Consider the following 14,322-nt stretch of genomic DNA (forward strand, 5'->3'; position numbering starts at 1 on the left):
AGCCCATATTCTATGACGAACTGGTGCGATCTTTCTGAATCTGTAAGATTTTTTCGTTCAACTTTAATACTTCAGTTTTTAAGTTCTCAAGAGAGCCCTGATTCTCAATGACCATATCCGCCCTGGAAATACGCTCTTCTCTGCTGGCTTGAGCCTTCAGAATCCTCTCAACCTCGTTTCGGGGTAATTTGCTGCGGTGCATCACACGTTCAATTTGAGTTTCCTCTGGACAGTCCACTACTATGAGGTAGTCCAAAAGGGGCGCCCAATTGCCTGATTCAACCAACAGAGGGACCACAAAAACAAGGTAAGGCACCTGATCTTCTATGAGCTGTTTGGCTTGCCGAATGGTTTCTTCCCTTATAAGGGGGTGGGTGATTGCTTCCAGAGACTTTCTAGCTTGGGGATTGGCAAAGACCAATGTACGCATCTTGACTCTATCAAGCGCCCCGCTTGAACCAACAAAATCAGAGCCAAATTGTTTTTGAATGAAGGGGATAGCCACTCCATTTGGGGCGGTGATCTGATGGGCGATGAGATCGGTGTCAACAATACCTGCGCCCAGTTGAGCGAGCTGATCGCTCACGGCGGTCTTTCCTGAGCCAATGCCACCAGTTAGACCTACAAAGGGTACATGCCCTTTGAGGATGCCTAGATCAGCTTGCTCAGAAGGAGGGTTTGTAGGGTTTGTGGCCATAACAACTCAATAATGCCAGCAATAGTCAGAAAAGGGCCAAACGGAAAAGCTGAGCGATGATTTTGTTTATTCCACTCCAGCCAGAAAATGCCGCCAATCAGTCCGGTCAGGGATGCCATTAGTAAAATACTGGGTAATGCAAACCAGCCAAGCCAAGCACCCAGGGCTGCCAATAGTTTGGCATCACCCATTCCAATCCCATCTTGCTTTTTGACTGTCCGATAAAGAAGGTTGAGGAGCCAAAGACAGGTGTAGCCTAGGGTCGCTCCAATGATTGCGTCTTGAGAAGAAATAAAGCGTTGATTTGAAAGGCTATTAAACAAGAGACCCAGCAAGATGAGCGGTAAGGTGATGACATCAGGCAAACGAAAGGTGCGCAAATCGTAATACGCTAAGTACACCAAGATCGCTATAAGGGATATTCGGATCCAGTCGAGCAAAACAAAATTACCCATTAAACAATCTGTCCTAGGTTAAAGATGGGGAGATATAAGATTATGACCAGACTTCCAATAATGAGTCCAACGATAATGATTAACAAGGGCTCCAAGCTTTGGCTAAGGGTGCTTAAGCGATTGCTTAATTGAGAGCCCAATATTGATGCGCGCTTTTGTAGCATTTCAGCGAGCGCACCACTTTCAGATCCTATTCGTAAGAGCTGCAATGTTTCCTGATCAAATAGTAGGTGCTTGGGATCTGCTTTTGTTATGGCATCTCCGAGTGACCAGCCGCGAGTGAGGTGTTTGAATATATCAGCGCTGAAATCATGGCTGAGCCAGTGGTTAGATGATTGTGCGGTAACTCTCAATGCATCTGGAAGGGGTAATCCAGACTTTAGGAGATGACCCAATGTCCGACACCAGTAGGTAAGTGTTGCTAATCTGAGAAGCTGGCCAATCATCGGTATAGAGAAGCTCAGTCGATCACAATATTTTTGAATTTTGGGGATCCTGGACCAAGCAAGGCTAAAGAGCACAGCAAAGCCAATGAGGGCTATCACTATTTCAAGGTAGAACGCTTGAAACCATGAGGATGTTTGAATTAACACTTTAGTCGGGGCTGGCAACTCCGCTTGAAAATGAGCAAAAACATCCTTAAAGACGGGTACAACCCAAATCATCATTACTATCACCAGAAGGCAAGAGCTAGTAAGGGTGATGGCGGGATAACTCATTGCCTGTTGAATTTTTCGACGCAATTCAATTTGGGCTTCCAGTTGCTGGCAGATGGTTTTTAGCGCCAGATGAAAGTCACCAGTACGCTCACTGACGCGAATCAGATTAATAAATTCCATAGAAAATAGATTTCCTTGGGCACGCAAGCATTGAGAAAAACTTTCACCCTTTTTGAGCTGGGTGTGAATGCTAGTCACCCAAGGAATCCAGGCCTTTGGGGCGGTTGAGTAAATGAGTTCAATCGCATTGAGGAGCGGTAGACCTGCCTCTAGCAAAGTTACAAGTTGCTCGGCAAAATGAAGTTGGTTCTGCTTGTTTAATGCCATGTGCCCACTTCTGAATCTAGGGCTGCTTGATTAATAAGACCTGCTTGCATATGGATTAATCCGGCATCTCGCATGCTGACGTATGAGGTGGATGAGTCAAATAAATGGGTTTTGCTTAGTACTTCATGAACTCCAATGCGCCCAAGGTAGCCGCTGCCTTTGCAGAATGAACATGGCACGTTATTTTTGATCTTTAATCCAAGACATTGAGTGCAGGTTTTACGAACGAGACGCTGTGAGCTGACGCTTAAGAGACAGGACTCCAGAGATTGTTGATCTACTCCTAGATGGCCAAGTCTAGGAACTGCTCCACAAGCATTGCGGGTATGCAAGGTGCTGAGAACAAGATGCCCAGTTTGAGCCGCCTGAATAGCAAGCTGAGCTGTAGCGGCATCGCGGATTTCTCCAATCATGATGACATCCGGATCTTGTCGAAGAAGGGCGCGAATGATCGTTGGAAAATCCAAACCTGCCCGCGGGTGATAGGCCACTTGGTTGACTCCAGCAAGACGAATTTCAATGGGGTCTTCTATCGAGCAAAGATTGCGATGATTTTGATTGAGCTGACGCAGACAGCTATAGAGCGTTCGAGTCTTGCCGCTCCCAGTCGGTCCTGTCACTAGAATCAGCCCGTTGGATTGAGCAAGGGCTTGCTGGAATATCTCAAGTTGTTCCGAGAGCAGGCCAATGTCTTTAAGATCAAGCTCTTCTAAGCAACTGGGCAGTATGCGAATAACCGCCTTTTCTCCATGAAGAGTTGGCAAGATTGAGACCCGGCAATCAATATTGGGTTTGGAAAAATTATGGCCAATGCAAAGGCGTCCATCTTGCGGCAGGCGTTTTTCTGCAATATCTAAGCGCGCCAGAACTTTGATTCGTGTGATGAGGCGGTCATGAAATTCAATCGGGTAATGCGACTGTATTTGTAGCAGGCCATCGACCCGAATACGAATGAGTGTGGCTTGAGCCCCAGCCTCTATATGAATATCACTCGCTCTAGCATCTAGGGCATATGTAGCGATTTCATACCAAGTGCGAATGATTAGTGAGTCATCAGCGGCAACGCTCAATCTTGGTCTTGAGTCCGAATGGCGGGACGATAAAGCTTCACTGTTTTAACACCATGTTCGTCAAATTGAACAATTTCCATGACGATGCCAGCAATGCGAATGCTGACATCATGATCGGGGATAGCCTCGAGTTTTTCGAGAATGAGCCCGTTTAAGGTGCGCGGCCCATCCAAGGGGAGGTCGAGGTTGAGTAAGCGATTGAGATCTCGTAGCGAGGCACCACCTGTTGCTATATAGGTTCCATTCGGGAGCCAATGAGGATCAGTTGAGAGGTTGGAGAAAGAGGTCGTAAATTCACCAATGAGCTCTTCTACGATATCTTCAAAAGTCACTAGCCCCAGAACTTCACCATATTCATTTACAACCAAACTTAAGCGCTGTTGGTTATCTTGGAAAAACTGCATTTGCTGCAATACGGGGGTGCTACTGGGGATGAAGTAAGGCTCGTTTAATAACACCCTAAAGTCTTCATGCTTAAGGTCTGTATCGCCTAGCAAGGACAAGGCCTTTTTGACAGAAAGGATCCCGACAATACGCTCAGAGTCACCATCGCAAACGGGTAATTTGTTGTGATAGCAAGTTTCCAATTGTTGGACTACTTCATCAATAGGTCTTGAGAGATCCAAAACCTCAATCTTCGACCTGGGTGTCATCACATCATCAACGGTAATGTTTTCCAAGTTGAATAAGTTGAGTAGGATGTTGCGATGATGATTGGAGACAAAACGATTTGACTCTAAAACGAGACTGCGTAACTCTTCTTTGCTCATAGCCCTGCTATCAGTGGAGGATTGCAGGCCAGATACTTTCATAAGACCAGAAACAAAGTTATTGATAAACCAAAGCAAAGGTTTTAATGCAAAAGTGAGTGGCAAAATAAACCAGCCAACATGGGAGGCAATCTTTTCTGGAAAAGCGGCGCCAATGACCTTCGGAGTAATCTCGCTAAAAATAATGATGAGTAAGGCCACAACTAAAGTAGCAATTGAGAGTACGAGACCGCTATCACCAAAAATATGCAGCGCAATCCCCGTAACCAGAATAGGAAGAACGGTATTGATCAGGTTGTTCGAAATCAGTAACACCGACAACAATGAATCAATACGCTTTAGGAGTCTCTCAGCTAGCGCTGCACCGGCATTGCCGCCATTGGCCATCGCACGTAGGCGATGACGATTCGAGGACAGCATGCTGGTTTCTGCCATCGAGAAAAAGCCAGATAGTGCAAGTAAAAATAGGACTAGAGCAACTTGGCTGTAAAGCGGCCAATCGTCAAAAAAGGTGTCCATGAGGTCTGCCTGAAAAAAGTAAGGATGAGTCAATATAGCAAAGTGGCATTTCTTAAGCTATAGCCATGGAATAAAGGCCTGTCATCCCTCTTGTTTATTTGTGTAAGAATCACTTGATATGGCTTCCATACCAACCCCTTTGAGCTCAAATGGCGCTAACTACTGTGTTATTGCGGCACCTTTTGGGTGTCTAGGCATTTCGACGGAAATGGTGGAGGGCAGCCTGATGCTTTCTAGAATGGATTATTTGCCCGCCAATACAGCGTTAATCACCCCACAGAATCAGCTGGCTAAAGAGGTTGCGCGGCAGTGCAAGGCTTACTTCCAGGATCCTCATTGGCAATTTGACTTACCCACAAAACCTGTGGGTACTGAGCATCAAAGAAAAGTGTGGGCGAGCATTCAAGATATACCCGCCGGCCAAACAAGAACCTATGGTGAATTGGCGCGGAAGATTCAGAGTGGGGCGCGTGCAGTAGGTACAGCGTGCGGTGCCAATCCCTACCCCCTAATAGCACCTTGCCATCGAGTGGTTTCTGCTCAGGGTATTGGCGGCTTCATGAAAGAAAACTCCCCAGGCCTATATCGCCAAATCAAGCTCTGGCTTTTAAAGCATGAGGGTGCTTTGTAGGTTTGTTTATTTAGCGAGTGATCTGCTGCTAAGGCTGAAAAAAATCTTCATCACCATATCGCTTTTAACGGCCCACTTTGTAAAGCCGTAGAAACTCATGACGGTGTTTCTGGAAAGCTTTACTTCATCTTTACTATCGAATTCTTTGCGATCTGCAATCTTTGACAGAGTCATTACCGCTAAGCCAAAAGCCAAGAAGCAAAAACGTCTCATACCCGGCTCCTCTTTAGGAATCAACAGAATGTAATGCAGCGATTCTTGTAGCTTTTCATAGGCCAGCCTTAGAAGTGCTTCATGACTAACATTGATTGGCTTCCAGGAGACGCCACGGGCCTTATCCTCTGGCGAGTCTTTGAGAATATTAGTCATTTGCAGCGCTTGACCAAATGCGATTGCCAAATTTTCATGCCCGGCCATTTTTTCTTTAAAGGCTTGGGAATGATTGCTAAAGATGGTTGTTAGCAGTTCGCCAACTACACCTGCCACGACATAGCAATATTGCTCAAACTCAGCAAGATCTTGAAGGCCGGCTTGGTTTTGTCTTCCATGGAAGAACGACATTCCTTCAGACATGATGGAAACGCAACGACTGACTGCTACTTGATCCTGGATAGAGCAGGTATGCAAAATTCGCAGAACAGTGGGTGTATGAGAAATTAAATCCAACTCATCTTGATTGCTGTAATTTTTTAATGCGTTGAGGCAAGGCGCAACAAATGTCTCAACTGGAGCCTTCTCAAGCACCGCATCTAAAAATAGCGCCGAAAGAGCTTGCTTGCTCTGCGGGCTTAAATCTGCGGCATCCTCAATGGTGTCAACAATGCGGCACAGCAAATAGGTGTTGCCGACTACCTTTTCGATGCTTGGGGGTAGAAGTGGGATGGTAAGAGCAAAAGTACGTGAGACAGATCCTAGGATGGCCTTTTGGTAGTCCAAATCGTTAGTTGGGCTCAATGTCGGGGTTTGCTCAGGTGTTCTCACTCTTGAATTATGTCAGACCGATGCTCTCAGTGGAGCGATCCAAATTGGTACTTTTTACTAACTACCAAAAGTGACATAGCCATATAATTTCATCAAATTTCACAAGGAGTATTTGGGCGTGCTAATTTGGTTTGTAATTATTTACTGGGTTATCTCAGTTGGCATTGGCTTATGGGCAGCCCTCAGAGTTAAAAATACTGCTGACTTTGCGGCGGCTGGTCATAGCCTTCCTTTGCCGATTGTGACCGCCACTGTATTTGCGACCTGGTTTGGCTCTGAAACCGTTTTAGGAATTCCAGCCACTTTTCTCAAAGAGGGCTTGGGGGGAGTGGTTGCAGATCCCTTTGGCTCCTCTCTTTGTTTAATTTTGGTAGGGCTCTTTTTTGCTCGCCATCTTTATAACCGTCGCATGCTCACTATCGGTGACTTCTTTCGTGAAAAGTATGGCCGCACAGTTGAGGTTTTAGTAACCCTTTGTATTGTTGTTTCTTACTTGGGTTGGGTTGCTGCACAAATTAAAGCTCTGGGATTGGTGTTTAATGTTGTCTCTGAAGGCGGTATTTCTCAGACGGGTGGCATGATGATTGGTGCTGCTAGCGTATTGATTTACACCCTATTTGGCGGCATGTGGTCCGTTGCCATTACGGACTTCATTCAGATGATCATTATCGTGGTTGGCATGCTCTATATCGGTGGTGAGATGACCTCGCAGACTGGCGGCATAGGCGTGGTCATTGAGCATGCTGCTGCTGCTGGCCAATTTAGCAACTTCTGGCCGGATATGAATTTAGCTTCGATCTTAGGCTTTGTTGCTGCCTTATGCACCATGATGCTGGGATCCATTCCGCAGCAAGATGTCTTTCAGCGAATTACCTCATCTAAGAATGTGAACATTGCCGTCCAAGCAGCTTTGCTAGGTGGCGTGCTTTACTTTATTTTCGCTTTTGTGCCTATGTATTTGGCTTACTCGGCAACCTTGATTAGCCCGGATTTGGTCAAGGAATACCTCACCACTGATCCACAGATGATCTTGCCTAAGCTGATTCTGAATCACGCGCCACTGATTGCTCAAGTGATGTTCTTTGGTGCACTCCTCTCAGCCATTAAGAGTTGTGCCAGCGCTACCCTATTGGCGCCATCGGTAACGTTTGCTGAAAATATTGTGCGAGGTTTTTTCAAACATTTATCTGATCATGATTTGTTAAAGGTCATGCGGATTACGGTTTTATGTTTTGCTGTAGTGGTCACTTTCTTTGCGGTGAACTCGGAGCTTTCTATTTTTAAGATGGTGGAAAGCGCCTATAAAGTGACTCTAGTTGCCGCATTTGTGCCGTTAGCGTTTGGGGTTTACTGGCCTAGAGCAAACTCCTTGGGGGGATTATTAGCTGTAGTTGGAGGCTTAACCATCTGGATTAGTTGTGAGATTTTGGCTCCGAATGCCATTCTTCCGCCTCAATTAGCTGGCCTAATGGCTAGTATTGTTGGTATGATTTTAGGAAGCTTGGTTCCAAAAGACTCCTTAAAAGCGGTTTAGAGTGCGATTTGCCTAATATTTAGGCAAATGAGATTAATTTCCATTGCAAAAAAATCTCCTCTAATATGAAACTAATTCAAAATTTTTTGTTCTTAAGGGGTTCCTATGAAAATCTGTGTGATCGGCGGGGGTGGCGCTATTGGCGGCTACTTGGCTGTCATGTTGGCGCGCGCCGGCAATGAGGTAACGGTTGTTGCGCGCGGTGCTACTTTAGCCGCAATTAAAGAGCGTGGCCTGGCTTTAATTATGGATGACCAACCAGAACCTTTGGTTGCACAAGTTAAAGCGGTAGAAAAAATTCGTGATGCTGAAACTCCTGATGTTGTGATTCTAGCGGTGAAGGCTCATCAAGTGGAGCCGATCATTGATGATTTGGCGGCCATCATGGCTCCCGAAACTATTTTGATCCCAATGCAGAACGGAATTCCTTGGTGGTATTTCCAGAAGTTGAGCGGCGAGTATCAAGATCATGCAGTGGAAACAGTAGATGCTGGTGGTGTTGCTAAGAACGCCATCAATCCAGAAAACATTATTGGTTGCGTCGTATATCCAGCCACCTTTACGCAGGCTCCTGGGGTCATTCGTCACGTTGAAGGGAATCGTTTCCCATTGGGTGAGTTGGACGGCAAGAATACTGAGCGCATTCAGAAGATATCGGAGATGATGGGCGCAGCTGGATTTAAGTCTCCAATTTTGGATGACATTCGCTCAGAGATCTGGCTCAAGCTTTGGGGCAATATGACTTTCAATCCAATTAGCTCTCTGACGCACGGCACCTTGGAAGGTATTTGCCAATACCCATTGACCAAAGAGCTGGCTCGCAACATGATGGCCGAAGCGCAGACGATTGCTGAGAAGTTGGGCGTGACTTTCCGTGTGGATATCGAGCGTCGTATCGCTGGTGCTGAAAAAGTGGGTAAGCACAAAACCTCGATGTTGCAAGACTTGGAAGCGGGCCGTAGCTTGGAGATTGATGCTTTGTTAGGGTCGGTGATTGAGTTAGGCAAGATCACCCAAACCCCAACACCTTGCTTAAATACTGTATTTGCTTTGACCAAGTACTTGGATGAAAATGTTCAGGCTTCTAAAGGAAGCTTGGCCTTGCCATCGGTATCGGGCTACTAAAAAAGTAAAGTTTCTCCAAATAAAAAACCCTTGCTACTGATCATGGCAAGGGTTTTTTTGGCACTAGAAGTTATTCGAAGTATTACTCGAAGCGATTATCTAGTTGTCCAACACCATCAATAATAATGCTGACATTGCTACCAGGTTTCATGGAGCCAACACCAACGGAAGTGCCGCAGGCAATGATGTCTCCAGCTTCAAGCGGCACATCCTGGGAAATCAGACTCACTAATTTTGCGGGCGCGAAAATCATGTCCGTAATCGGATAGTTTTGACGCTCTTGACCATTGAGAATGGTTTTGATCGTTAGCTTGCTCGGATCTACATCGGTAGTGATGTAGGGGCCGAATACGCCAAAGGTATTAAAACTCTTAGAGCGAGTCCACTGTGCATAACCAGGGTCGCGGTTCAGGATTTCAATTGCGGTGACATCATTGATGCAGGTATAGCCAAAGATGGCTTTAGCTGCTTCCGCCTCATCTACTTCATGACAGCGTTTGCCGATCACAATACCAAGCTCCCCTTCATAAACGACTTTTCCGGAATAGGACTTGGGAGTGCGAATCACTTGGTTGGCTGCTAAGAAGGAGTTATTTCCTTTGAGAAAGTACAAAGGCTCTACAGGTACGGCATGCTCAAGCTTCGTTACCAGTGCATGGAAGTTATCGACCATGGCAACCATCTTGGAAGGAGTGCATGGGATATCAATCGTTACATCAGCCAGCTTGAGGGTTTCGCCGGTGGCCTTAGGTCCTTTAAATAAGTCACCTTCATACACTGCGATTTGGTCGCCCTGTACTTGTCCTAAACCACTTTTTCCTTGATGTTGAAATCTAAGCCACTGAGCCATAATGAGTTCCTATGAGGTTAAATATTTGATATGCAATATCTTACAGGGATGAATTGATGTCTAAGACTTCTGAGCTCATATTTGCACCAGAACAGGATCAGCCGATTCGCTATATGGATCGCACCCGCAGCTACTACTTGGGTTTGGGTTATGAGAATCCTTATGTTTGGGCTCACTATGGTGATGTGCCATTTACTCCGCTGAAAAGGCCACTTGCACAATCTGTTTTGGGCCTCATTACTACAGCCGTTCCTCATGATCCCAGTAAAGGGCCGCAGGGCCAGGGAGCTTCTTACAATGCCGCAGCCAAGTTTTATCAGCCATATCAACAATCGAGCGAAGGAAGTATCGATTTACGAATTGCCCATGTGGGGGTTGATCGCAAGAATGCCAATATGGAAGACGGCAATTGCTGGTTCCCACTGGACGCTGCCAAACGAGCGCTTACAGCTGGAAGGATAGGCGCGGTTTCAGCAAACTTCTATGGCTTACCAACTAATCGCAGTCAGCGCCACACATTAGAGAGTGATGCCCCTCGCATTTTAGAAATGATGAAAGCCGACGGTGTCGATGTAGCGGTATTAATTCCGAATTGTCCAATATGTCATCAGAGCCAAAGTTTATTAGCACGTTATTTAGAGACTGCAGGAATTTCAACAGTTGTGATGGGCGCCGCTAAAGATATTGTTGAGTATTGCGGTGTGCCACGACTTTTATTTAGTGATTTGCCGTTGGGTAATGCGGCTGCAAAACCAAATGATGTGCCTTCGCAGGATTTGAATTTTGAGTTGGCCTTGCGGCTTTTAGAGTCGGCTCCTGCAGCCCGCACAACGGTTCAATCGCCATTGGTATGGTCAGAAGATCCGTCGTGGAAATTGAATTATTCCAATCTAGAGCAGTTATCACCGCAAGAAATTGCACGTTTGCGTGAAGAGGCCGAGCAGGTGCGAATGACTGCGCGTGAACTCAGATTGAATACTTTGGGATCTTAAGTTTGTCTCGTGAGAGAGTATGCGCACAGGGCTTGTAGCGCAGTGCTGGCTTGATTTGCCGGGAAGTCTTTAAGACAAGCCAAGGCGAGATCTGCTTCACGTTTTGCTGCAGCTTGGGTGTAATCAAGAGCACCAGAATTTTGGACGGCGGCAAGGATTTGCGCAAACACATCATCTGGTAAATCTTGGTTTTGTTCAATTGCTGCACGTACTAAAAGACGCTCTTCATTACTGCCGTTTTCTAGCAAGTAAATCAGTGGCAGCGTAGGCTTACCTTCGCGTAAATCATCCCCAGCATTTTTTCCCATCTGTGCAGCATTGGCGGTGTAGTCTAGCAAGTCATCCATTAACTGAAAAGCAGTGCCGATGTGACGTCCAAATGCAGCAGCTTGTTCACGCTGTGCATCGGTGGCATTAGCCAGGATGGCACCTAGCTCAGTAGAGGCTTCAAAAAGCTTGGCTGTTTTATAGCGAATGACCTGTAAATAACTTGCTTCATCCACTTCTGGGTCATTCATATTGAGAAGTTGCAAAACTTCGCCTTCGGCAATCGTATTGGTTGCGTCTGACAAAATTTGCATGACGCGAAGGTCATTTGGGCCAACCATCATTTGGAAGGCTCGGGAATATAAGAAGTCGCCCACTAAAACACTGGCAGCATTGCCAAAAGCGGCATTGGCAGTCTCACGACCTCTTCTGAGGGTAGATTCATCAACTACATCATCATGAAGCAGGGTAGCGGTGTGGATGAATTCAACTACAGCCGACATTTCCAGGGTGTGGGGTGCTTCTTTGCCGTTGGCCAGAGCTTTGGCCACCAACATCAAGAGGGCGGGTCTGACCCGCTTACCGCCAGCCTGGATGATATAGCTCGAGATTTGGTCGATTAATGCGACTTTTGAGGCTAAACGCTGACGGATTACCTCGTCTAAGGCCTTGAAATCTAAGGCAATTGGGGCCAGAATTTGGCTTAAGTCATTGGTTTTGACAGTGCTCGTCATGCAAGATATAATAATGGGCTTAGCTGGTCCAGGGTGGATTAGCTTAAATGTAGATATTAATTGAGGTTTCAAACCATGTACGCGGTCATAAAAACCGGTGGCAAACAATATAAAGTTGCTGCAGGCGAAAAATTGAAAATAGAACAGATACCAGCGGAAATCGGCAGCGAAATCACTCTTGACCAAGTCCTCGCCGTTGGCGAAGGCGCTTCACTGAAATTAGGTGATCCATTGGTTAATGGTGCAGCTGTGATGGCCACTGTCGTCTCCCAGGGACGTCACGATAAAGTGACAATCTTTAAGATGCGCCGTCGCAAGCATTATCAAAAGCACCAAGGCCATCGTCAGAATTTCACTGAAATTTTGATCAACACGATTAAAGCCTAATTCAGGGTAGGAGAAAGATATGGCACAGAAAAAAGGCGGCGGCTCAACACGAAATGGCCGCGACTCAGAATCGAAGCGCTTAGGCGTTAAGGTATTTGGCGGCGAGCATATTAATGCTGGCAGCATCATCATTCGTCAACGTGGCACACGTGTTCATCCAGGTGCTAACGTTGGTATTGGTAAGGATCACACTTTGTTTGCCTTGATTGACGGACAAGTGGAATTCGGCGTTAAGGGTGCTTTGAAGAAGGCCCAAGTTTCAGTCTTGCCTCGTTCATAAGGCTGCCTGACTGAGACACGTTTGATTCAGATTTATTCCGAATTTAACTCTTAGGAACAGGCCTCGCTAAGCGAGGCCTTTTTTATTCATGAAATTTATAGACGAAGCACGTATTGAAGTGATTGCCGGGCAAGGTGGTGCCGGAAGTGCCTCCATGCGCCGCGAAAAGTTCATTGAATTTGGCGGTCCAGATGGTGGTGACGGCGGCAAGGGCGGAAGCGTCTGGGCGATAGCCGATCGCAATATCAATACTCTGATTGATTACCGTTACGCAAAAACGCACACCGCAAAAAATGGTGAGCCTGGTCGTGGCGCTGACTGCTATGGTCGCGCTGGCGATGATATCGAGTTGCGGATGCCGGTTGGCACAATCATTGCCGACTATGAAACTGGTGAACCCATTGCTGACTTAACTACACATGGTGAGCGCCTTTGTTTGGCGCAGGGCGGTGTTGGTGGTTGGGGCAATATTCACTTTAAGAGTAGTACGAATAGAGCGCCACGCCAAAAGACAAATGGCAAAGAAGGCGAACGTCGTAAGCTCAAGCTTGAATTAAAAGTATTGGCCGACGTTGGTTTATTGGGCATGCCTAATGCAGGTAAATCTACCTTGATTACTGCAGTTTCGAATGCGCGTCCAAAGATTGCGGATTATCCATTTACCACTTTGCATCCAAATTTGGGTGTAGTGCGTGTGGGAGCTGAGCGCAGTTTTGTGATTGCCGATATTCCTGGTTTGATTGAAGGTGCGGCTGAAGGCGCTGGTTTGGGCCATCGCTTCTTGCGCCATTTACAACGCACAGGGGTATTGCTGCATTTGGTTGATATTGCTCCATTTGATGCGAATATTGATCCAGTGGCAGATGCTGTAGCGATTGTGAATGAATTGCGTAAGTACGACGAAGCTTTGGTTGAGAAGCCACGTTGGCTAGTCTTAAATAAAGTGGACATGATTCCCGAGGAAGATCGCAAGACAGTAGTTGCTGACTTTATAAAGCGCTTCAAATGGAAAGGCCCCGTCTTTGAGATCTCAGCCTTAACAGGCTTGGGTTGCGATAAGCTTTGCTATTCTTTGCAGGATTATTTAGATTCTGTACGTCGTGACCGAGACGATGCGGATGAGCGCGCTCAAGATCCGCGTTATCAAGGTCAGCTAGAAGATAAAAAACCAGATTAAATATTTCACTCGCCTTTTGCTATGAATACTAAAAAAACTCAACGGATTGTTGTCAAAGTGGGATCTAGCCTAGTCACCAATAATGGTGAAGGCTTGGATCACGCTGCGATTGCGATGTGGGCTGAGCAAATGGTTGGGCTATTAAAGGCGGGTCATGAGGTATTGATGGTGAGCTCAGGTGCTATTGCTGAAGGTATGCAGCGTCTGGGTTGGACTAAGCGTCCACAAGAAATTCATCAACTGCAAGCCGCTGCTGCAGTTGGTCAGATGGGCTTGGTTCAGGTTTATGAAAGTTGTTTTGCGCGTTTCAATCTTCGCAGTGCTCAGGTCTTGCTAACCAACGCAGACTTGGCCGATTCTGAGCGTAATGCCAATGCTAGAGCTACCCTCGATACTTTATTGAAATTGGGTGTAGTTCCCATCATCAATGAGAATGACACTGTAGTAACTGATGAAATTAAGTTTGGCGACAACGATAGTCTTGCTGCTTTAGTAACCAATTTAATTCATGCAGATCTTTTGGTGATTTTGACTGATCAAGGCGGCCTATTTACTGCGGATCCACGTCAAAATCCAAATGCCACCTTGCTTGCGGATGCTATTGCGGGAGATCCTGCTTTAGAAAAAATGGCAGGCGGCGCTGCTAGTGAGCTCAGTAAGGGCGGCATGTTGACTAAGGTGCTGGCAGCAAAGATTGCAGTGCAAACTGGCGCAGCAACAGTGATTGCCTCTGGGCGCGAACCCCATGTGCTTACCCGCTTAATGGCAGGCGAGAAAATAGGTACCCACTTGAGCGCTCAGTAAGCG

At 46.4% G+C, this 14,322-nt stretch carries 15 protein-coding genes and 1 pseudogene; 8 read left to right on the forward strand and 8 right to left on the reverse strand.

Going from position 1 to position 14,322, the window contains the following annotated elements; translation table 11 throughout:
- Positions 1 to 10: 10 nt before the first annotated feature.
- From coaE to ICN44_RS07705, 5 genes are read right to left on the reverse strand one after another with little or no spacing between them, the layout of a single operon-like run.
- On the reverse strand, positions 11 to 697 hold the full coding sequence (gene coaE / locus ICN44_RS07685) for a dephospho-CoA kinase (protein WP_216263376.1): 687 nt from the start codon (positions 695 to 697) through the stop codon (positions 11 to 13).
- Positions 652 to 1,152, reverse strand: coding sequence for an A24 family peptidase (locus ICN44_RS07690; RefSeq protein WP_216263377.1), 501 nt, complete (start codon positions 1,150 to 1,152; stop codon positions 652 to 654). Before ICN44_RS07690 ends, coaE begins: the two co-directional genes overlap by 46 nt.
- Complete coding sequence (locus ICN44_RS07695) at positions 1,152 to 2,198, reverse strand: type II secretion system F family protein (RefSeq protein WP_216263378.1); 1,047 nt, start codon at positions 2,196 to 2,198, stop codon at positions 1,152 to 1,154. The genes ICN44_RS07690 and ICN44_RS07695 overlap by 1 nt, the downstream gene beginning before the upstream one ends.
- Positions 2,189 to 3,268: a GspE/PulE family protein gene (locus ICN44_RS07700; RefSeq protein ID WP_216263379.1), complete on the reverse strand. Its 1,080-nt coding sequence runs from the start codon at positions 3,266 to 3,268 to the stop codon at positions 2,189 to 2,191. The genes ICN44_RS07695 and ICN44_RS07700 overlap by 10 nt, the downstream gene beginning before the upstream one ends.
- Positions 3,265 to 4,557, reverse strand: coding sequence for an HlyC/CorC family transporter (locus ICN44_RS07705; RefSeq protein WP_216263380.1), 1,293 nt, complete (start codon positions 4,555 to 4,557; stop codon positions 3,265 to 3,267). The genes ICN44_RS07700 and ICN44_RS07705 overlap by 4 nt, the downstream gene beginning before the upstream one ends.
- Before the next feature lie 118 nt (positions 4,558 to 4,675).
- Here ICN44_RS07705 and ICN44_RS07710 point away from each other — a divergent pair, with 118 nt between their 5' ends.
- Positions 4,676 to 5,188, forward strand: coding sequence for a methylated-DNA--[protein]-cysteine S-methyltransferase (locus tag ICN44_RS07710; protein WP_216263381.1), 513 nt, complete (start codon positions 4,676 to 4,678; stop codon positions 5,186 to 5,188).
- A 6-nt stretch (positions 5,189 to 5,194) separates the two neighbouring features.
- Here the strand turns inward: ICN44_RS07710 and ICN44_RS07715 are convergent, their stop codons facing one another.
- The gene (locus ICN44_RS07715) at positions 5,195 to 6,169 is read right to left on the reverse strand and encodes a squalene/phytoene synthase family protein (protein WP_216263382.1); all 975 of its coding nucleotides are present in this window, start codon (positions 6,167 to 6,169) and stop codon (positions 5,195 to 5,197) included.
- A 118-nt stretch (positions 6,170 to 6,287) separates the two neighbouring features.
- On the opposite strand from ICN44_RS07715, the gene ICN44_RS07720 reads away from it, so the two are divergent.
- Both ICN44_RS07720 and ICN44_RS07725 read left to right on the forward strand, forming a co-directional pair.
- The gene (locus tag ICN44_RS07720) at positions 6,288 to 7,703 is read left to right on the forward strand and encodes a sodium:solute symporter family protein (protein ID WP_216263479.1); all 1,416 of its coding nucleotides are present in this window, start codon (positions 6,288 to 6,290) and stop codon (positions 7,701 to 7,703) included.
- A 105-nt stretch (positions 7,704 to 7,808) separates the two neighbouring features.
- Positions 7,809 to 8,828, forward strand: a complete 1,020-nt coding sequence (locus tag ICN44_RS07725) for a 2-dehydropantoate 2-reductase (RefSeq protein ID WP_216263383.1) — start codon at positions 7,809 to 7,811, stop codon at positions 8,826 to 8,828.
- Between the two features lie 82 nt (positions 8,829 to 8,910).
- Here ICN44_RS07725 and ICN44_RS07730 read toward each other — a convergent pair whose 3' ends face one another.
- Complete coding sequence (locus ICN44_RS07730; protein WP_216263384.1) at positions 8,911 to 9,678, reverse strand: fumarylacetoacetate hydrolase family protein; 768 nt, start codon at positions 9,676 to 9,678, stop codon at positions 8,911 to 8,913.
- Between the two features lie 56 nt (positions 9,679 to 9,734).
- On the opposite strand from ICN44_RS07730, the gene ICN44_RS07735 reads away from it, so the two are divergent.
- On the forward strand, positions 9,735 to 10,670 hold the full coding sequence (locus ICN44_RS07735; protein ID WP_216263385.1) for a glycine/sarcosine/betaine reductase selenoprotein B family protein: 936 nt from the start codon (positions 9,735 to 9,737) through the stop codon (positions 10,668 to 10,670).
- On the opposite strand, the gene ICN44_RS07740 is transcribed toward ICN44_RS07735, so the two are convergent.
- Positions 10,667 to 11,671, reverse strand: coding sequence for a polyprenyl synthetase family protein (locus tag ICN44_RS07740; protein WP_216263386.1), 1,005 nt, complete (start codon positions 11,669 to 11,671; stop codon positions 10,667 to 10,669). The genes ICN44_RS07735 and ICN44_RS07740 overlap by 4 nt on opposite strands.
- Positions 11,672 to 11,746: 75 nt before the next feature.
- On the opposite strand from ICN44_RS07740, the gene rplU reads away from it, so the two are divergent.
- The 4 genes and pseudogenes from rplU to proB all read left to right on the forward strand — a co-directional run.
- Positions 11,747 to 12,058 carry a 50S ribosomal protein L21 gene (gene rplU / locus ICN44_RS07745; RefSeq protein ID WP_011902040.1) on the forward strand — a complete coding sequence of 104 codons (312 nt, stop codon included), beginning with the start codon at positions 11,747 to 11,749 and terminating at the stop codon, positions 12,056 to 12,058.
- A 19-nt stretch (positions 12,059 to 12,077) separates the two neighbouring features.
- On the forward strand, positions 12,078 to 12,338 hold the full coding sequence (gene rpmA, locus ICN44_RS07750) for a 50S ribosomal protein L27 (protein ID WP_011902041.1): 261 nt from the start codon (positions 12,078 to 12,080) through the stop codon (positions 12,336 to 12,338).
- 88 nt (positions 12,339 to 12,426) lie between these two features.
- A complete protein-coding gene (gene obgE / locus ICN44_RS07755) occupies positions 12,427 to 13,515 on the forward strand; it encodes a GTPase ObgE (protein ID WP_072583369.1) in 1,089 nt (362 codons plus the stop codon).
- 21 nt (positions 13,516 to 13,536) lie between these two features.
- Positions 13,537 to 14,316, forward strand: a pseudogene (proB, locus tag ICN44_RS07760) (glutamate 5-kinase); the annotation flags it as partial.
- Between the last annotated feature and the right edge of the window lie 6 nt (positions 14,317 to 14,322).

Source organism: Polynucleobacter sp. JS-Fieb-80-E5 (genome assembly GCF_018882015.1).
In the GTDB taxonomy this organism is placed as follows: domain Bacteria; phylum Pseudomonadota; class Gammaproteobacteria; order Burkholderiales; family Burkholderiaceae; genus Polynucleobacter.